The sequence below is a fragment of the Clostridioides sp. ES-S-0054-01 genome, from assembly GCA_021561035.1.
GTDB lineage: Bacteria > Bacillota > Clostridia > Peptostreptococcales > Peptostreptococcaceae > Clostridioides.
In genome coordinates this window covers 2743275-2764789 of sequence record CP067346.1, presented here as the reverse complement: position 1 = coordinate 2764789, position 21515 = coordinate 2743275, and the positions used below count along the sequence as shown (strand labels likewise).

Sequence of the window (21515 nt, the reverse complement as noted above, 5' to 3'; positions counted from 1 at the left end):
TTTGTTCATGAGGCACCCTTTTTTGTATGAAATCAAATTAATTTATCATATTATTTTATTCTTTTTTTGTTAGTATATAATAGAAGAAATTTAATGGCACCTATAAGGAAGTTTTTATTTTTTTATAAGTGATTTTTAAAGGATATACTGTTAAATAATATTTATGGTATGTATACTTGGATTTAATAATTTTAAATATAGATACAAAAGAGTATCTCATTTGTGATTTTTTTTATCACTGAGAGATACTCTTTTGATATGTATGGAAAAAGAGTACTTTATCCTACAAATATTTGTGTCCAATAAATTGAACCACCATTTTTTTGTGCTACTCCAACACCTATTTTACTGAAATTTGGATTCATTATATTTTTTCTGTGACCTTCAGAATTCATCCATGCATTTACAACTTCTTTTGGAGTCTTTTGACCCATAGCTATATTTTCACCAGCTGTTTTATAGCTTATTCCAAACTTTTTTAACATGTCAAATGGAGAGCCATAAGTTGGAGAATTGTGTGAAAAGTAATTGTTATCAATCATATCTTGAGATTTTTTTGTAGCAACATTTGATATAGAAGAATCAAGAGTAAGAGGATTTAATCCAGCTTTAGATCTTTCTATATTCACTAAGTCAACAACTTCTTTTTGGTAAGCTGAAAAATTTTCACTTGTAGAACCCGAGTTGTTATTATCATTAGGCTTATCAGTAGAGTCTGAATTATTGTTGTCTTCAGGTTTATTAGACTCTGGTTTATTGTTATCAGGTTTATCAGTAGAGCCTGAATTATTGTTATCCTCAGGTTTATTAGACTCTGGTTTATTGTTATCAGGCTTATTATTAGAGTCTGAATTATTGTTGTCTTCAGGTTTATTAGACTCTGGTTTATTGTTATCAGGTTTATTAGTAGAGCCTGAATTATTGTTATCCTCAGGTTTATTAGTGTTGTTGCAATTCTTGTCATTATGATTCTTATCTTTGCAAGAATTATCTTTATCAGGCTTAAGTTCTGGTTTTACAGAACAATTTGGTTTTGCAGAAAATTTGTATTTAGTATTACTGTATACTAAACTTTTGTTACTTATATTTACATTATTTTCAAGTGATGAAGCACTTGCAGTAACAGCACTGGAAGCTGTTGCTAAGGTTAGCACTCCTAAAGCTAATATAGTTTTTAATTTTGTTGGTATATTTTTTCTCATTATTAAACACCTCTCAATCTAAAAATTCTAAAAATGTTACTAATTTGTAACCTTTAGTGTAGGGGGTACCCGTGAATCTATACTAACATAAGAACAAGCATTTTTTTACTGTAAAGATATGTAAAAAATATATATATGGAATAAATAGGTATATTTCAGGAGTCTGGAAATTTGTATTAAAAATCTGTGTAGTATGGAATTACTACTTTGGAGCAAATAATATTTTTATAATAATTCTATAATGTAAATTTATACTTATAATAAATTTTTTTATATATTTAGTGAAATTTATTAAATAGATGATTTAGTATTAGTAAAAAATTATAATTATTCAAATCTTTAAGAAATAAGAAGGGGCTAAAATAAGAAGAGGCTGTCTAAAAATAAAGATAAGCATCTTTTTTATTATTGAAATGCTGAAAATATATTTTATTTCATACAAAAAAGAGAGTGCCATGAACTAAAAAGTTCATTTTAAGACACTCATTTTATACTATAAATTCTAATTTGTTTTAGTTTAATACATTAATAATCCTAATGTAATTACAATGATTTCTGCTATTAATGAGCCAACTGCAACTACAATGAAAGTTTCTTTAAATCCAGTTTTATGTGTTAACTTAGATAAGCTTAAGAATGTAAGAAAAACACCACTTTGTGGAACTATAGTTAGTATATTTGAAGCTATTGTAGCAACACGGTGAATTAACTCTGGATTTAGACCAGTACTTAAATAATAATCTGCAAAGTTTGGCATTACTATTCCTAATGCACCAGAAGATGACCCTGTTATTGCTGACATTGTTGAAGTCAAAACAGTAAGACTTATAAGTGGACTACCTGGTATTGACATTATAAGTTTACTAAATACATTAAAACCTGGTGCAGCCATTATTACCGCTCCAAATGCAACAGCAGAAGATGTAGCAAATATAGGACCTATAGAACCACTAGCACCTATACTCAATGTCTGAATTTTAGATGACAAAAATTTACGGAATAAAAGAGCAGATAAAAGAATTGCAACTATTAAAGCTATGTAAATTACATTTTTTTTCATAAATTCTGAGCCAAAAGTACTTCCAGTTATAGCTATAATTACAAGTGCTAATAGAGGAAAAATACTTGCAAAAAATCCTGGTAATTCTCTATCTAAAGATTCTTCTTCTAATTCTGAAGTATAAGTTGCATAAGTTTCACCTTTTCTAAGGCTTTTGTTCAGAGCATATTTCATGTAGATAAGTCCAAACACAGCACAACCTATACTACCTGCGATACTTGGTATAGTAGCTGCAGTAAGAGAAGTATTTAGGTATTGAATAGGGATAACATTTTGAATGGCTGGTGTTCCAGGAATTATAGTCATAGTAATTGTAGCAATACCAAGCCAAAGAGGTATCTGAATAAGGTTCCAAGAAATATCAAGTTTTTTAAATAGAGTTCTTGCAAGTGGAATGACTGCAAACATAACTACAAATAAACTTATACCACCATATGTTAATATAAAACTTACTATAAATATAGCAACTAAAACTCTATAAGGATGATTAGAGCCAAATTTATTTAAAATAAAATCAGCTATGGATACAGTAGCTCCACTTTCCTCCATAAATTTAGCAAGTATTGAGCCTAATAAGAATATTGCAAAATAGCTCATTATATAGTTTCCAAGTGCTCCCATATAATTGTTTTTGTCAGCACCTAGCATTGATGTTACAACATCCATTTTGTTTAAGAGAACAACTATTAAAGTTGCTATTGGAGCAGCTATAGTTATATGAATTTCTTTAATTGAAAAATATATAATAGCTATGATACCAACAATTATACCAATTGGTGCGATAATACTCATAAATATCCCTCCTTAGTAGAAGGACCTGAAGAATAATTTCTTCAAGCCCTAAATATAATAACTATTGTGCAGTATATCCTCCATCTAGAAGGCAAGCTTGTCCTGTAATACCCTTAGCCTTATCACTTGCTAAGAACATAGCATAATCGGCAATTTCTTGGACATCTAATAGGCGTTTTTGTGGTACAAGTGGGTATAAAACCTCTTCTAAGACATTTTCTAATGGTATATTACGAGTTTTTGAAAGGTCATTAAACTGACCTCTGACAAGTGGAGTGTCTACATATCCAGGGCATAAAGCATTAACTGTTATACCAGAATCAGCAGCTTCAAGAGCAGCAACCTTTGTTAATCCTATAAGCCCATGCTTTGCTGAGTTATAAGCAGCCTTGCCAGCAAATCCTATTACACCATTGATTGAAGCCATATTTATTATACGACCGAAACCTTGTTTTTTCATTATAGGGAACGCTTTTTTAGTAGCTATAAAAGGTGCTGTTAGCATTATTTTTATCATAAATTCAAATTTGTCAGTTGGGAAATCTTCTATCATAGAAACGTGTTGAAGCCCAGCGTTATTTATTAATATATCTAATCTGCCATATTTTTCAACAGTTTTGTCTATAGCGTGGTTAATTTCTTCTTCTTTAGTTACATCACACTTTACATTCATGCAATCATAACCTTCTTTTTGTAACTCTGCTGTAGCCTTATTTAAGGCTTCTTGATTTATATCAGAGAACATTACTTTAGCACCATTTTTTAAGAATGATTCAGCTATTTGCTTACCTATTCCACTTGCAGCTCCTGTTACGAATACAACTTTGTCTTTAACCATTTTTATTTCCTCCAATTTTGTTTTATTTTTATATTAATATTTTAAGTAATATAAATTTATATCTAATACATTTTTATTTTCTAGTTTTAATTACCTTAAACAACAGATGTGCTTCCATTCAATGAATCTGATAATATTAAAGGTGCTTCAGTAGCAGAAATAACATCGTCCAATGTGAAAGCTGGATTTATTTCCTTAAGTAAAATTCCATCTGATGTTACTTCCATAACTCCCATTTCAGTAACTATCAAATCTACAGCGTTTGTTGCAGTAAGTGGAAGAGTACAACTATTTAATATTTTTGCTGAACCTTTTGAAGTATGTTCCATTGCTACAATAACCTTCTTAGCTCCAGTTACTAGGTCCATAGCTCCACCCATACCTGGAACCATCTTACCTGGAATCATATAATTTGCTATGTTACCATATTTGTCAACTTGAAGGGCACCAAGAACAGTTATATCAACATGACCTCCTCTGATTATTCCAAAAGAAGTAGCACTATCAAAGAAACACCCTCCAGGAAGTATAGTAACTGGTTGACCACCTGCATTTACAATAGTTTCATCACTTGAATGTCCATCTTCAGCTGCTCCTAAACCCAAGAAACCATTTTCAGATTGTAAGATAACGTTTACATCATCTGGAATATAATTTGCTACTTTGGTTGGTAAACCTATACCAAGATTTACAACAGAACCATCTTTTAATTCCTTAGATACTCTGTTTGCAATATATTCTTGCATTTCTAATTTATTCATTATAAATTACCTCCTTCAACGATGTAATTCACAAAAATACCTGGTGTATTAACTTCATTTGGGTCAATATCACCAATTTCAACGATTTTATCTGCTTCAACTATTGTAATTTTGGCAGCAGAAGCCATTAAATTATTAAAATTGTTCATAGAACCCTTATAAACTAGATTACCTGCCTTATCAACTTTTGATGCAAATAGAAGAGCAATATCTGCATGAAGTGGTTTTTCAAGAAGGTATTCTTTATCATCAACAACAATTTTTTGTTTTCCTTCTTCAACAAGAGTACCAATACCAGTAGGTGTTAGTATACCTCCCAAACCATAACCAGCTGCACGTATTTGTTCAGCAAGAGTGCCTTGAGGAACTAATTCAACGTCTGTTTCATTGCTGTTCATTTGTCTTCCAGTTTCTTTATTTAATCCTATGTGAGAGGCAATTATCTTTTTGAATTGCTTATTTACAACCATTTTGCCAACACCTTTGTCAATAAAGCCAGTATCATTACAAATTAGTGTCAAATCTTTTATATTTTTACTACATAAATAATCAATTAAATTTTCTGGTGAACCATTAGCCATGAATCCACCAACCATTATTGTATCTCCATCTTTTACATGAGATAGAGCTTCATCGATGCTAACTATTTTATTCATATTTCCTCCTATCGTGAAACCACCATTGATATTCCTTGACCACCACCAATACAAAGTGTTGCAAGACCAGTTTCAGCTTTACGTTTTTGCATTTCATAAATTAGAGTAACAAGTATTCTAGCACCACTTGCCCCTATTGGATGTCCTAATGCTATTGCACCGCCATTAACATTTAACTTTGATGAATCTATTTGAAGTTCATTTTTGACAGCTAATGCTTGAGCAGCGAATGCTTCATTTGCTTCTATTAAGTCTATATCATTGATATTAAGCCCAACTTTTTCTAATGCTTTTTTAGTTGCAGGGATTGGACCAGTACCCATTATTTCAGGTTCAACACCAGCTGATGCATATGATTTTATTTTAGCAAGTGGTCTAATTCCTAGTTCGTCTGCTTTTTGTTGGCTCATTAATATCAACATAGCTGCACCATCATTAATACCAGATGCATTTCCAGCTGTTACAGTACCATCTTTTTTGAATGCAGGCTTAAGTTTAGATAAATCTTCAAATGTAATACCTAATTTAGGATATTCATCTGTGTCAACAGTTTCCATTTTTCCACGACGTATTAAAACATCTACTGGAACGATTTCCTCTTTAAAACGATTGTTTTTTATAGCTTTCTCAGCTTTATTTTGACTTTCTAATGCTAATTTATCTTGCATTTCTCTAGTAAATTCAAATTTAGTTGCAATATTTTCTGCAGTTATTCCCATGTGATATTGATTAAAAGCATCAATAAGACCATCTGTTAACATACTATCTACCATAGTTATGTCTCCCATTTTATTACCAAAACGGGCAGTTGGAACAATATAAGGAGCTTGGCTCATATTTTCAGTGCCACCTGCAATGACTACATCATTTTCACCAGATGTGATTGATTGAGCAGCTAGCTGAACACTTTTAAGCCCTGAACCACACAATTTATTTACTGTATAACTTGGGACAGCATTTGGTATACCTGAATTTATGGCAATTTGTCTAGCAACATTCTGTCCAAGTCCTGCTTGAAGTACATTTCCAATTATTACTTCATCTATTTCAGATAAATTAAGCCCTACACGTGATATCGCTTCTTTAACAGCTATAGTTCCAAGTTGAACAGCAGAGGTATTTTTAAATACTCCTCCGAAACTTCCTATAGGTGTTCTGACTGCTGATACGATTACTACATCTTTCATATCTAATAGTTACCTTTCTTGAATGATAATTAAAAATTTTCTGAATAAAAAAATTAAGGAACTCTATAATTTACTTTTAATACAAGCTTGTTTTTAAGTATTTCAATTATTTTTATTCCTAATGCTTTAGGTTTTCCTGTTTCTAATTATAGATTACGGCGAAAAAAGCGTTTTGTCTAAGTCTAATTTTTTATATAGTGTATAAGAAAAATTTATAGGATAAAAATTTAGAGAAGATTTAGAAAAATATTTTGTTAAAATATTAATGAAATTATGTTGATTTTCCTATAAAATGTTCTTATAAGAAAAAATATAATCTAAACTATACTTTTAAGAAAGGTGGTTTAAAATGGATATAAAACAGTTAAAATATTTTGTTGAGATAGTTAAGTCTGGTTTTAATTTGTCAATAGCGTCTAAGACACTCCATATATCCCAACCAGCACTAAGTCAAATTATAAAAAATTTTGAAGAGTGTGAAGATGTGTATTTATTTGAAAGGTATAAAGGCAGATTAAATGGATTAACACCAGCAGGAGAAAGATTTTATGTAAATGCAGAACATATTATAAATGAATACAAAAATATGATGGAAGATTTAAGAGAAGATTCAGTTCAATTTAAGGGAAAAGTTAGAATAGGAATACCTCCGCTTATACTTGGAATAGCCTTTTCAGATGTAGTTGCACAGTTAGTTGCAAACAATCCAGATATAGAATTTGATATAGTAGAGAAGGGAGCATATGATTTAAGTAGGATGCTTATCTTACAAGAATTAGATTATGCAGTACTATTACATCCACATAAAATTGATAAAAGTGTGGTAACAGAACATGTACTTCAAGAAGATGAACTAACAGCCTTTTTAAATGTAAATCATCCACTTGCTAAAAAAAATAAGATAGATTGGAATGATTTGAATGAGCAGTTACTTGCAATATTTAACCCCACTTTTATGATACACCATAAACTAATACAAAAGTTCGCTGATGAAAATGTTAAGTTAAAAAGGTATATTATGTCTGGCTCATGGGATTTTTTATTGCTATCAACTACAAATTCTGATTTTATAACCATTTTACCATCACCAGTCCATGACTTCTTTGAAAATAGTAAAATTATAGAAAAACCATTTAATCATCCTATTACGTGGAAAGTTGTACTATGTAGACCTAAAAAAGAACGTTATAGCCATGTGGACCAGTATGTATTTAAATTTATTATAGATTTCTTTAATAAAAAGAATTTATAATATGTTATTAAAATAACGAAAAAAATGAAAAATTTCAATCTTATTTAAAGTGAACTATTAATTTTTCAACTACATATTAATTAAGGGATAACATATTCTACTTAATGTAGATAGTTATCTAAAACTAGAATCTATAAAACATTTATTTAAAAAAATAGGAAATAGTTTTCAATAATTTACTTGACATATATATTTATTTATAATAGAATAAAATCATAAATTGAATACAATATTTATGATTATTAACAAACTGGATTGTTACTGGAAAGCAGGCAATACCTAAGTTAAGATATACAGGTGAATTGTATCTTAATTTAGGTGTTTTTTTATGAATAAGGGAATTTGTATTTTGGGAGAGATATTGATTATGATTATTCAACAAATTTATAATAATAATGTTGTATTAGTTCTAGATGAAAATATAAAAAAAGAATTAATACTAACAGGATGTGGAATTGGGTTTCAAAAAAAGAAAGGTCAAGAAATAGACGAAAGTAAAATTGAAAGAACTTTTGTAATACAAGATGAAAGTTTTGTAGATAAAATTGGAAAACTAGCAAGCCAGGTTGATGAGAAGTTTTTTGAGATTAGCACAGATATAATTGCTTATGCAGAAAACATTTTGAATACTGAACTTTATGAATATATTTATGTGGCACTTACTGACCATATTGCATTTGCAATTAAAAGGTATAATGAAAATATAACTATAAAGAATGATTTACTACATGAGATAAAAAGGATTCATAAAAAAGAATACGAGATTGGTAAATGGGCTGTAGACTATATAAATAGAGAATTTAATGTGGAATTTCCATTAGATGAAGCTGGTTTTATAGCAATGCATATAGTAAACTCAAATTATAAAGGAAGTTCAAAAGAATCACTGTTAATTACTAAAATTGTAAAAGACATACTCAATATTATAAGATACTACTATAGAGTTGAATTTAAAGAAGATGATATAAATTATGATAGGCTTCTTACTCATTTAAAATTTTTTGCAAATCGATTAGTAAAAAGAGAGGAAATCAATGATACAAATAATGAAATTGTAGATATAATCAAAGTAAAGTATGAAAAAGATTATAATTGTGCATATAAAATAAAAACTCATGTAGAAAATAATTATGATTACTATGTAAGTCAAGATGAACTACTTTATTTAACATTACATATCAAAAGAGTTATATCTGTATTAAATTTATAATGAAGAGTAATTTAATGCAAAGTATATGAGTTTAATATATTATGTTTAATTTTAATATATTGTTTAAAATTTAATATCAAATAATAATTTTAAAACATTAAGATTGTTACTGATAATGCAGGCAAGACTTATGTTTATAAAAAAATTATAATAGTTTATTTTTAATTCTAAGATTAAGTTAATATAGGTCTATTTATATTAGCATAAATTTTATTTTAGGATTAAGTGTACTAATGTAATTTTTTATAAACTTAAGTCTTTTTTATTTAAAAAAATATAAAATAATAAGGGGAGAAAAGTAAATGAAAAAAATATTTGGTGTTTTACAAAAGGTAGGAAAATCTCTAATGCTACCAGTTGCATTACTTCCAGCAGCAGGTATATTGCTTGGTGTGAGTAATGCTTTAGCAGGAGACGCGTTGTTGGCTCATTTTCCAGCTTTGGCGAATCCTACATTTCAACTTATAATAAGTATAATGGAAAGTTCAGGTCAAATTATATTTAATAACTTACCACTTATATTTGCAGTTGGGGTAGCTGTTGGTTTGACTGAAGGAGAAGGTGTTGCAGCATTGGCAGCCATAGTAGGTTTTTTAATTCTTAATACATCTATGGGTGTCATGGCGGGTGTTACAGAAAATATGATAGATAATTCTATGTATGCAAGTATTGTTGGAATACCAACAATTCAAACAGGAGTATTTGGTGGTATTATTATAGGGATAGTGGCTGCTTATCTTTACAAAAAGTTTTATAAAATTGAATTACCTCAGTACTTAGGTTTTTTTGCAGGTAAAAGATTTGTGCCAATCGTTACTTCATTAGCTTCTATAGCAATAGGAATTATATTAGCTTTTGTTTGGCCACCAATACAAGAGGGATTACTTAGTTTTTCAAAAAATGTTATAGAAGCAAATCAAACACTAGCAGCATTTATGGAAGGTTCTTTAGAAAGACTATTAATACCATTTGGTTTACATCATGTTTTCCATAATCCATTTTGGTATCAATTTGGAGAATATGTAAATAAAGCTGGTGAGCTTGTAATGGGTGACCAAAAGATATTCTTTGCTCAACTTAAAGATGGAGTAAATTTCACAGCAGGTACTTTTATGGCAGGAGCATTTCCATTTATGATGTTTGGACTTCCAGCAGCAGCTCTTGCTATGGTGCATGAAGCAAAACCAGAAAAGAAAAAATTTGTAGCAGGAATAATGGCATCAGCAGCATTGACTTCTTTTTTAACAGGAATAACTGAACCAATAGAATTTGCATTTTTATTTGTTGCACCAGCATTATTTGCAGTACATTGTCTATTTTCAGGTTTATCATATGCAGTTATGCAACTATTAGGTGTTAAAATTGGTTTTACATTCTCAGGAGGATTAATAGACTTCTTGTTATTTGGTGTTCTTCCTAATAGAACTCCATGGTACTTAGCTATTTTAGTAGGTCTTGGATTTGCAGTATTATACTATAGTGTATTTAGATTTATGATAAGAAGGTTTAACTTAAAGACACCAGGAAGAGAAGATGAGTCAGAAACTAATATTGAGGCTATTGAGATGTCTAAAAATGAGTTAGCATCAAAGATTTTAATTGCTTTAGGAAATAAAGAAAATCTAAAGAGTCTAGATGCTTGTATAACAAGACTTAGATTGGTTGTAAATGATATAGATAAAGTAGATAAAGAAAAATTAAAATCACTTGGAGCAGCAGGTGTTATGGTTATTGGGAACAATGTTCAAGCTATATTTGGACCAAAATCGGATGCAATAAAGTCTGATATAAAAGATATAATAGAGGGAAAAACAAAGGTTGAAAATACTGCTAATAAAAATATTGATAAAAATAAAATGAAAAAAAATAATACAGAGGTTGACAAGATAGTAGATACTTTATTAGAAGAAGAGATTTATTCACTAACAAATGGAGAGATATTAGATATAGAAGAAGTGCCAGACTCTGTATTTTCAAGCAAATTGATGGGTGATGGCTTTGCAATTAAATCTAGTGATGGATTAATCTATTCACCAGTTGATGGAACTATTGGAGTTATATTTCCAACCAAACATGCAATAATAATAAAATCTAACAAAAGTGGAGTAGAAATACTTATACACTTAGGTATAGAAACTGTAAACTTAGAAGGAAATGGATTTGAAGTATTCGTGAATGTAGGAGATGAAGTCAAAGCAGGAGAAAAGTTAGTTAAAATGGACTTAGAGTATATTGAGAAAAATGGTCTATCAACTATAAGTCCTGTAGTATTTACGAATTTAGAGCAAAATCAGAAATTAAATATTAAAAAAGGAATAACTACAGCAAAAGAGGAAAATCGAGTGAGTATATTAAGAGATGATATTGAAAAAATAGGATAGATACATGATAATGTAATTAAAATTTATGTTAAATTTAATAAATATATATGAATAGGTTTAGTTAATATCCAATTTAGTTAATATATGTTTTAAGTGATAGAAATATATAAACTTATATTTTGAAATATTAGTAAACTTGAGGTATTAGTAAGAAAAATATACTAATACCTCAAGTTTTTATCAAAATAAAATTTACATGAATTGTTTATTCATCTAAAAGAGTAACATCTAAAGGATTTTTATTGTTTATATAATTTTTAGGAGATACACCATAGTATTTTTTAAATGCCCTTACAAAACTAGAATAATCGTTGAATCCGCATTTACTACAAACTTCACTCATAAGATGACCATTAATTATTAGTGATTTTGCCAAAATTAATCTTTTTTGCACTATATAATTGTGTATGGATGTTCCAGTATGAGATTTAAATTTTCTCATAAGATAGTATTTGCTTATAAAAAATTCTGAAGATATACTATCTATTGAAAGTTTATTATCTATATTTGAATTTATATAGTTTAATACTTTCTTAATAGTCTCATCATAAAAAACATCTTCTGTTGATTCTATATTTTCATTTTTTAGGAAAATTCTGTTTAAGAATATCATAAGTTGTATAAATAATGCATTTCTCAATATTTCATTTCCAAATTCAGTATTGGATTCAGAAATATTTATTTGTTCAATAAAAGTCTTAATGGATTCAATATCATGTATATTTAAACGCAATCTATTACATTTATTTTCTGTAGCTATTTTAAAACATTTTTCTAAATCACTAGTAGTATCACTATTTTTTTTCATAAATTCTGGGCTAATCCATATTGCAATTCTTTCATAAAATACATTTGAATCTATAACTGGTTTATGGATTTCATTATTGCTGATAAAAAGTATATCCCATGGTTTTAGTTTATAAGGAATACCTTCAACAAAATAAGTTACATTTCCATTTATAAATATAATTATCTTATTAAAATCGTGATTATGGTATTCAAATTTTATATCTTTTTTATCTCTAATATTAAATATTTTAAAGTTATCATTTAAGTACCCGATTTTATTATCCATAGTTTTTATAAAAGACCTTTCCTCAGTTATATTATAGAAAATTATAGAGCATTTTTTGCAATATTTCAAGCATTTTTAACCATTCACATAGTAAAAAATTCTTAATATAATATTATATGTAGTGTAATTTTAGCAGAAAGAGTTTAAAGGGAGGAAAGCATTTATGAAACTAAATGATATTATACAGGGGTTGGATATAATCAATGTCAAAGGTGAATTAAATATAGATATTAATAATGTACAATATGATTCAAGAAAGGTCACAGAAGGTACATTATTTATATGTATAAAAGGATTTGTATCAGATGGTCATAAGTATATAAAAGATGCCATAGAAAAGGGAGCAAGAGCCTTTATTATTGAAGAAGATGTAGAAATAAAAGGATATACATTTATAAAGGTAAAAGATACAAGAAAAGATATGGCAAAAATAGCTGATAATTTTTACAATCATCCATCTCAGAAATTTAATGTTATAGGAGTTACAGGTACTAACGGAAAAACCAGTATAACTACTATACTAAATGAGATATTAACTTTAAATAAAAATAAAGTTGGTCTTATAGGGACTATAAAAATTTTTGATGGAAAAAAAGACATTGTTTCTAATTCAACAACTCCAGAAAGTATAGATTTACAATATCATTTTAATAATATGTTGGATAATGGATGTGACTACTGTGCAATGGAAGTTTCATCACACTCATTGGCATTAAATAGAGTTGATGAAACAGACTTTAAGCTAGGCATATTTACGAATTTAACACCAGACCATTTAGACTTTCATGAAGATTTAGAGGATTATAGAAAAGCCAAAGAAAAATTATTTTTTAAGACTACTATGGCAAATATAATAAACATAGATGATGAAGGTGGAAAAAAGATATACGAAAATATAAAAGATATAAATGTACCTTGTTACACTTATGGTGTTGATACTAAAGCTGATTTTATGGCTAGAGATATAAAATCAGATTCAGATGGAGTATCTTATAGATTGATAACGCCTTCGTATGAAGAAGTTATATTTATACCAGTTCCAGGAATGTTTACAGTATATAATACTTTAGCAGTTATAGCTGCTTGTTATGTACTTGGCATACCTAAGCCAGTATATAAAGAAGGTCTTAGACTTTCTAATGGAGTATCAGGAAGATTTGAAACAGTTCCAAATGATAAAGGTATAAGTGTAATTGTAGACTATGCTCATACTCCTGATGCACTTGAAAATGTACTAAAGACAACTCAACAATTTGCAGAAGGAAAAATAATTTCTGTATTTGGATGTGGTGGAGATAGAGATACTGAAAAGAGACCTTTGATGGGAGCAATTGGACAAAAATATTCTGATTTATGTATTATAACTTCTGATAATCCAAGAACCGAAGAGCCAGAAGCAATAATAAAAGATATACTTGAAGGAATTGATAAGAAAAAAGAAAATTATCATATTGTTGTTGATAGAAAACAGGCTATAGCAAAAGCTATAGGTATGGCAAAAAAAGATGATGTTGTGATTATAACAGGCAAGGGACATGAAAATTATCAAATTATAGGTAAAGTTAAGCATCATTTTGATGATAAAGAGGTTGCAGGTGAATATTTAAGTAAAATGTAATATGAGAGTTCAATAAAATGTGTCACTTAAGAATGTAATATCAAACTTTATTTTGATATTACATTCTTATTTTCTATATGGAAATTATTGTAAAATAGATAATATGATAATATAAATTCTAATATCCACATTAATTAATTTATTATTGTAATAAGGTTTATAATTTTGTATAATTACAGTAAATATGGAAAAATAAGTATCATTATAAAATGCTTACAATAATTGACATAAGATAATAATTATATACATACAGGTTCTAGAAAGGCAGGAAGCATAATGTTAAGTGATGCAAAAAATAATAGGCATGGTTTGTCCATAATTGCTGTCATAAGTATCTTAGTAATTACAATTTCCTGTTTGATTTATGGTTCAAGGTTGAATAAGACATTAGGTGAAGAAACGAATCAATATCTTTCAGAAATAGCAAATCAAAGCGTAAATGTATTAAAAAAACAAATTAATGGAGATATAAGGTTACTAGAGTCAATTTCAATATTTATTGAAGGAGAAAAGTCTTTTGAGGTAGATAGTATCCTTTCTATACTGAAAAGAGAAGCTGTTAATAGTTCATTCAAAAGAATGGGAGTTATTTTACCAAATGGTACAGCATACACCACAGATGGTTATATAGGAGACTTATCTAAAAGAGACTATTTCTTAAAATCAATGCAAGGAGAAGTGGTTATAACAGGAAAGTTAAAAGATGTAATAGAAAATGATAAAAATACCAATAGTGATATTAATGTGTATTCTGTACCAATTTATGAAGATAATGAGGTTAAAGGAGTTATATTTGCTACACATAGCACAAAGCTGTATGAAAAAATACTTTCTGTACCTACATTTAATGGAAAAGGATATTCTTATATAACTAATAGTAATGGTGATATTGTTTTAAATCCAAGTAGTAAAAACGCCAATTCTACTAAAGAAAATTTATTTTCTTACATTGACAAAAGTTATGTACTATCAAAATCTACCCTTAATGATATGAAGTCAAATATAAAAAACTTTAAATCAGGTTCATTAAGTTATAATATGTCTGGAAGTGGATATTATTTAAGTTATGCCCCAATAGGAATCAATGGTTGGTATCTTTTTTCTGAAGTTCCTAAAACTGCTATATCTGCAAAATCATATGCTATTATAAAGCTTACATTATCAGCATGTGTAGCCTTGATTATAATATTTACGGCATTAACAATTTATATATTATTTATACAAAAAGAGAGTAAGGAAAAATTAGAAGACTTTGCTTTTAAGGATAACATTACAGGTATTGGCAATTCAAATAAATTTAATCTTGAAGGAGGAAAGTTTTTATCCTCTCATGACAAAAAAAATCTAGTTTTAATTTATTTCGATGTAGATAAGTTTAAGCTAGTAAATGATAGGTTTGGGTATGAAGAAGGAGATAGAGTATTAAAAGAAATAGCAGATATAATTAAGAATATATTTAAAGAGCAATCTGTATTTTCAAGAATTTCAAATGACAATTTTGCTATAATATTTGAAAAGAAAAAGGATGGGGAGTCAATTATAGAAATATGTGAACTTATACGTAAGAGGTTGTCAATGATAAAAACAAGTTTGGGAGTAGAACTCAATTTAATTCCATCTATAGGTGTATATTTTGTTGAAGATGAAGAAACAAATATTTCTACTTGTCTTGATAAAGCCATGATTGCAAAAACTGCAGTAAAAAGAAAATATTTAAAAGTTTATGAGATTTATGCCGAAAATTTAAAAGAAATTCTCATAGAAGAACGTGATATTGAACAAGAAATGCATGATGCTTTAAAAAATAAGCAATTTGAAGTTTACTTACAACCTAAAATTGAGTTGTCAACTACTAAAATTGTAGGTGCTGAAGCCCTTGTACGTTGGCAACATCCTAAAAAGGGATTAATAAGTCCAGGTGTATTTATTCCCATTTTTGAGAAAAATGGTTTTATAACAGAATTAGATATGTTTGTATTTACTCAAGTTTGTAAAAATATCAAACGTTGGGAGAATGAAAACTTACCTATATTTCCTATATCAATAAATTTATCAAGAGTACATCTTGAGAATCCAGGTTTTATATCTGAGCTTAAAAACATAACAAAAAAATATGGAATTGAACCAAATTTAATTGAGATTGAATTGACAGAAAGTGCAATTTTTGATAACACAAAAATATTATTTAAAATAATGCATACTTTGAAAACTGTTGGATTTAGAATTTCTATGGATGATTTTGGTTCAGGTTACTCTTCTTTAAATATGCTTAAAGATATGCCAATTGATGTATTAAAATTGGATAGACAATTCTTTATAACAGTTGGAGATACAAAGAAGAGCCAAATTGTAGTTTCAAGTATTGTTCAAATGGCAAAGCAACTTGATATAAAAGTTGTTTCAGAAGGGGTTGAAACCTTAGATCAAGCAGAGTTTTTAAGATTTATAGGTTGTGATATGGCTCAAGGATTTTTATTTGCTAGACCAATGCCAATAGGAGAATATGAAAAATTAATATTAGATAGATATAGTGTAAAAGGAAAAGAAATAAATTAAATAAATCTACAAAACATAACATAAAAATTTATAAAAAGTGAACTTTGTTAATTAATGTTCACTTTTTCATATAAAAAAGAGAGTTTTTCATTGTGATTATTATAAATCATTTGGAATAACTCTCTCTTTTAAAAAAAATATATTATTATTACAAGATAATAAAAAATTTTATTATTATAACTATAATCATTTAATCATAATACTTACAATAGTCAAAGTTTATACGATTAATCATTTTAAACATTAAATCTAAATAATATCACATCTCCATCTTTAACTATGTATTCTTTGCCTTCCAATTTAACCAATCCTTTTTCTTTAGCAGCGGCCATAGTACCATGCTCAACTAAATCATTAAAAGCTATTGTTTCAGCTCTGATAAATCCTCTTTCTATATCAGAATGTATCTTTCCTCCTGCTTGAGGTGCTTTACTTCCAACTTTTATAGTCCATGCTCTAACTTCTTTTGGACCAGCAGTTAAGAATGAAATTAAACCAAGTAAAGCATAAGATGATTTTATAAGTTTATCAAGCCCTGACTGTTCAAGACCTAATGTCTCTAAAAACTCTTTCTTTTCTTCAGCAGAATCAAGCTCAGAAATTTCTGCTTCTATTTGTGCACATACAACAACAACTTCAGCATCCTCTGTTTCTGCAAATGCTTTAACTTGTTGAACATATTTATTATTTTCTCCATTATCTGCCAAATCATCTTCAGATACATTTGAAGCATATATTACAGGTTTAGATGTAAGTAAATCCAATGAATTTACGAATGTTTGTTCATCTTCTGTAAATTGCATAGTTCTTACACACTTACTTTCCTCTAAAGTAGCCATAATTGATTTTAATAAATCAAGTTCAGAACCTAAAGTTTTATCAGCTTTAGCAGCTTTTTGAGTTTTATGAATTCTTCTTTCAAGAATTTCTATATCAGAGAAAATTAATTCTAAGTTTATAGTTTCTATATCACGAAGTGGGTCTACAGAACCGTCTACATGTACAACATTTTCATCCTCAAAGCATCTAACAACATGTACTATTGCATCAACTTCTCTTATATGTGATAAAAATTTATTTCCTAAACCTTCTCCTTTAGAAGCACCTCTGACCAAACCAGCTATGTCACAAAATTCTATAGCAGTAGGAACTATTTTTTCAGAATTATATAATTCTTGTAATTTGTTTAATCTTTCATCTGGAACAGATACAACACCAACGTTTGGGTCTATTGTACAAAAAGGGTAGTTTGCAGATTCTGCACCTGCTTGAGTTATTGCGTTAAATAGTGTGCTTTTACCTACATTCGGTAAACCAACTATACCTAATTTCATATTAATCGTCCTCTCTCTTATTCTTTTTATATTCTTTATATAACTTTAAACAATCAATCTGTGGGATTACAAAATTGTTTTAATTATAGGCATACATATTAATTATACATCATATATATCAAGCTTGTAAACTAGACTTTAAAGTATATTGACTTAAATAATATTTGTATTTAATTTAAATAAAAATATTGCTTTTAGAAAATAATAAAAAGGATATAATTAAATAGAAGGTTTTTATATGCAAGTGTATACAATTAAAAAATAAATAAATTTCAATTCAAAAATTGATGTTTAAATGAAAATAGGAGGTACATATGGTTAATACTAAAAAAATAATAAATTTAGGTAATAATATTAATCTTACTTTGATAAAAACAGAAAAGTTTAAATCGAATCTTATAAGTTTATATGTTCAGAGATTATTGGATGAAAAAGAAACTACAAAAAATGCTCTGATACCATCAATAATAGCAAGTGGAAGTGCGAAATATCCCAGTGCTAGAGCAATATCCAATAAATTAGATGATTTATATGGTTCATCTATGGGAGCTGATGCTGTAAAACGTGGAGAACGTCAAGTATTGAGTTTTAAAATAATCAATATAAGTGAAAAATATTTAGATGAAAGTATATTTGAAGACGTAGTAGAGTTTTTTAATGAAGTAATAAATAACACACTTGTTGTAAATGGTGGATTTAAAGAAGAATATTTAAATATTGAAAAAGAAAATTTAAGAGAAAAAATACAGTCAATAATAAATGATAAAAAAGAATATGCACAAGATAAATGTATTGAGGCTATGTGTAAAGGTGAGAGATATAGTGTAAGTGAATTTGGTTATGAAGATGAAATAGATAGTATAACTTCAAAAGATTTATATGAACATTATAAAAACATACTTAAAACATCACCAATAGATATAGTTGTAGAAGGTAATTTTGATGAAGATAAAGTTTTAGATATAATAAGTAAAAATTTAAAGTTTGAAAGAGAAGAAATTATAGATATACCAAAAGCGGATTTTATAAAAAATGTAGATGAGGTAAAGGTTATAGATGAACAAATGGAAATAACTCAAGGTAAGTTAGTTATGGGTTATAGAGCAAATGTGGATTATGCAGATACAGATAGATATTATGCTCTAGTAGTTGGAATTAATGTCTTAGGTGGTGGACCACACTCTAAATTATTTGTTAATGTAAGAGAAAAAGAAAGCTTATGCTACTATATATTCTCCTCAATAGAGAAGTACAAAAGTATCATGTTTATATCATCTGGTATAGAAACTAAGGATTATGATAAAGCTGTGGAATTGATAAAAGAACAAGTAGAAAGTGTAAAAGCAGGTGATATATCTGATGAAGAATTAGAAAATAGTAAACTTGCTTTAGTTAATTCTATGAAATCTATAACTGATAATATAGGTGGTATGTCTGATTTTGTTTTTTCTCAGTCTATGGCAAAGACAAATTCTGAAGTGCAGGACATAATATCTAGTATAGAAAAAGTTACTAAAAAGGATATAGTTGAAGCTATAAAAAATATAGAACTTGATACTATATACTTCTTAAGAAATTAATGGAGGAGATGTCTATGGAAAAAATAGTTAATGATATATTGAGAGAAGAAGTTTATTATGAGAAATTGCAAAATGGACTGGATGTATATTTTATGCCAAAAAAAGGATTTATGAAAAAGTATGCTATTTTGGCTACTAATTATGGCTCGAATGATTTGGAATTTGTACCAATTGGGGAAGATAAAAAAATTAGAGTGAATGAAGGAATTGCACATTTTCTAGAGCATAAGATGTTTGAGCAACCTGATGGAGGAGATGCATTTGATAAATTTTCTAAATTAGGAGTAAACGCAAATGCGTTTACTAATTTTACAATGACAGCATACTTATTTTCTGCTACTGAGAATTTTTATGAAAGTTTAGAACATCTAATCGACTATGTTCAAACGCCTTATTTTACAGATGAAAATGTTGAAAAGGAAAAAGGTATAATAGCACAAGAAATAAAAATGTACAATGATGACCCTGATTGGAATGTATACTTTAATTGTTTGAAGGCAATGTATGTGAATTATCCCACTAGAATTGATATAGCTGGTACAGTAGATAGTATATATAAGATAACTAAAGAAGAACTATATAAATGTTATAACACTTTCTATAATCCAGGGAATATGGCTTTATTTGTTGTTGGCGACCTAGATGTAGATAAAGTTATAGAGGTAACTAAAAAATCAAACAATTACGAAGTAGATAAACTTTCTAAGAGTATAGAGAGATTTTATCCAGAAGAACCAGAAAGTGTAAAAGAAAAAGAAGTTATAGAAAAATTCCCTATATCTATTCCTATGTTCAATATAGGTTTTAAAGATAGTAATGTAGGTTTAAAAGGGAAAGAACTTTTGCGTAAAGAGATTGTAACTGATATTCTTGTAGGTATGCTATTTAAAAAAGGAAGTAAGCTTTATGAAGATTTGTATATGCAAGGGTTAATAAATGAAAATTTTGGAGCTGGATTTTCGTCTCAAGTGGATTATGCTTTTAGTATAATAGCTGGAGATTCTAAAGAACCTAAAAAAGTAAAAGCGATAATTCTTGAGTATATAGAAAAATCAAAAAAAGAAGGATTATCAAAAGAAGAGTTTGAAAGAACTAAAAAGAAAAAAATAGGGTCATTTATTAAGTGTTTTGATTCTATAAACTTTATAGGAAATAGTTTTATATCTTATGTATTTAAGGACATAAATATCTTGGATTATTTAGATGTTATTAAAGATGTTACTTTTGAGGAAGTTGAAGAAAGGTTAAAGGAACATTTTAAAGAAGAATATTGTGTTATTTCTATTGTGGAGCCTAAATAGAAATTTAACTATAATAAGAATAACCAGTTAAATTTTATATTGTGTGTTTAAATATTTATTCTAAAAAGAAATAGACTTGTAAAATATATTTATATAAATTAAGTTGAAAAATTTAATAAGTATAAATAAAATATATAAGAGGTTGGTGTATACATGCACCAATCTTTTTGATTTCAAAGAATTTTACAACCTAGTGTGGAAAGCCCACTCCTTTAGGTGTGGGATGGATAGCACAAATAGTGTATAAACAAATAATGTATAAAAGGTATTGACACATACACGTATAATGTTAATATAAATACATGGAAAATAAATATAGAAGAACTCAAACAACTGTTAGTCTAATTAATTATCATTTTGTATTCTGTCCTAGATATAGAAGAAAAGTATTTAATATAGAAGGTTTAGAAGATAGATTTAAAACATTGGTTAAAAATAAGTGTAAGGAGATGGATATTGAAATTATTGCAATAGAATGTGATAAAGACCATACACATATGTTTTTAAATAGTCTTCCAACTTTAAGTCCTTCTGATATAATGAAAAATATAAAAGGTTATACAAGTAAAATATTAAGAGAAGAATTTATTGAATTATCAAAAATGCCTAGTTTATGGACTAGAAGTTATTTTGTATCTACAGCAGAAAATGTATGCAATGAAACTATTAAAAAATATGTAGAAAATCAGAAAACAAGATATTAGAAAGTGAG

At 28.1% G+C, this 21515-nt stretch carries 16 protein-coding genes; 8 read left to right on the top strand and 8 right to left on the bottom strand.

Annotated features, from left to right (window positions below):
• Positions 1-278: 278 nt before the first annotated feature.
• From JJC02_12970 to JJC02_12945, 6 genes are all read right to left on the bottom strand, one after another.
• On the bottom strand, positions 279-1202 hold the full coding sequence (locus tag JJC02_12970; protein ID UDN53808.1) for a sporulation protein: 924 nt from the start codon (positions 1200-1202) through the stop codon (positions 279-281).
• Positions 1203-1719: 517 nt separating this feature from the next.
• On the bottom strand, positions 1720-3054 hold the full coding sequence (locus JJC02_12965) for a GntP family permease (GenBank protein ID UDN53807.1): 1335 nt from the start codon (positions 3052-3054) through the stop codon (positions 1720-1722).
• Between the two features lie 61 nt (positions 3055-3115).
• Positions 3116-3892 (bottom strand): 3-hydroxybutyrate dehydrogenase, encoded by a 777-nt coding sequence (locus tag JJC02_12960; protein UDN53806.1) that lies wholly within the window; start codon positions 3890-3892, stop codon positions 3116-3118.
• 95 nt (positions 3893-3987) lie between these two features.
• Positions 3988-4653 carry a 3-oxoacid CoA-transferase subunit B gene (locus tag JJC02_12955; protein UDN53805.1) on the bottom strand — a complete coding sequence of 222 codons (666 nt, stop codon included), beginning with the start codon at positions 4651-4653 and terminating at the stop codon, positions 3988-3990.
• On the bottom strand, positions 4653-5309 hold the full coding sequence (locus JJC02_12950) for a CoA transferase subunit A (GenBank protein UDN53804.1): 657 nt from the start codon (positions 5307-5309) through the stop codon (positions 4653-4655). The genes JJC02_12955 and JJC02_12950 overlap by 1 nt, the downstream gene beginning before the upstream one ends.
• 8 nt (positions 5310-5317) lie before the next feature.
• Complete coding sequence (locus JJC02_12945; protein UDN53803.1) at positions 5318-6496, bottom strand: acetyl-CoA C-acetyltransferase; 1179 nt, start codon at positions 6494-6496, stop codon at positions 5318-5320.
• A 349-nt stretch (positions 6497-6845) separates the two neighbouring features.
• Between JJC02_12945 and JJC02_12940 the strand changes: the two genes are divergently transcribed.
• From JJC02_12940 to JJC02_12930, 3 genes are all read left to right on the top strand, one after another.
• A complete protein-coding gene (locus JJC02_12940; protein ID UDN53802.1) occupies positions 6846-7748 on the top strand; it encodes a LysR family transcriptional regulator in 903 nt (300 codons plus the stop codon).
• A 367-nt stretch (positions 7749-8115) separates the two neighbouring features.
• Positions 8116-8958: a PRD domain-containing protein gene (locus JJC02_12935; protein ID UDN53801.1), complete on the top strand. Its 843-nt coding sequence runs from the start codon at positions 8116-8118 to the stop codon at positions 8956-8958.
• Positions 8959-9260: 302 nt separating this feature from the next.
• Complete coding sequence (locus JJC02_12930; protein ID UDN53800.1) at positions 9261-11339, top strand: PTS transporter subunit EIIC; 2079 nt, start codon at positions 9261-9263, stop codon at positions 11337-11339.
• A 205-nt stretch (positions 11340-11544) separates the two neighbouring features.
• On the opposite strand, the gene JJC02_12925 is transcribed toward JJC02_12930, so the two are convergent.
• Entirely contained in the window at positions 11545-12414 is an 870-nt protein-coding gene (locus JJC02_12925) for an AraC family transcriptional regulator (GenBank protein UDN53799.1), read from the bottom strand.
• A gap of 163 nt (positions 12415-12577) precedes the next feature.
• Between JJC02_12925 and JJC02_12920 the strand changes: the two genes are divergently transcribed.
• Positions 12578-14032: a UDP-N-acetylmuramoyl-L-alanyl-D-glutamate--2,6-diaminopimelate ligase gene (locus tag JJC02_12920; protein UDN53798.1), complete on the top strand. Its 1455-nt coding sequence runs from the start codon at positions 12578-12580 to the stop codon at positions 14030-14032.
• A 276-nt stretch (positions 14033-14308) separates the two neighbouring features.
• On the top strand, positions 14309-16588 hold the full coding sequence (locus tag JJC02_12915; protein UDN53797.1) for an EAL domain-containing protein: 2280 nt from the start codon (positions 14309-14311) through the stop codon (positions 16586-16588).
• Between the two features lie 236 nt (positions 16589-16824).
• Here the strand turns inward: JJC02_12915 and ychF are convergent, their stop codons facing one another.
• Positions 16825-17922 carry a redox-regulated ATPase YchF gene (ychF, locus tag JJC02_12910; protein ID UDN53796.1) on the bottom strand — a complete coding sequence of 366 codons (1098 nt, stop codon included), beginning with the start codon at positions 17920-17922 and terminating at the stop codon, positions 16825-16827.
• A gap of 314 nt (positions 17923-18236) precedes the next feature.
• Between ychF and JJC02_12905 the strand changes: the two genes are divergently transcribed.
• From JJC02_12905 to tnpA, 3 genes are all read left to right on the top strand, one after another.
• Positions 18237-19502 (top strand): insulinase family protein, encoded by a 1266-nt coding sequence (locus JJC02_12905; protein UDN53795.1) that lies wholly within the window; start codon positions 18237-18239, stop codon positions 19500-19502.
• A gap of 14 nt (positions 19503-19516) precedes the next feature.
• Positions 19517-20803: an insulinase family protein gene (locus JJC02_12900; GenBank protein UDN53794.1), complete on the top strand. Its 1287-nt coding sequence runs from the start codon at positions 19517-19519 to the stop codon at positions 20801-20803.
• A 302-nt stretch (positions 20804-21105) separates the two neighbouring features.
• Complete coding sequence (gene tnpA, locus JJC02_12895) at positions 21106-21507, top strand: IS200/IS605 family transposase (protein UDN53793.1); 402 nt, start codon at positions 21106-21108, stop codon at positions 21505-21507.
• The last annotated feature ends 8 nt before the right edge of the window (positions 21508-21515 follow it).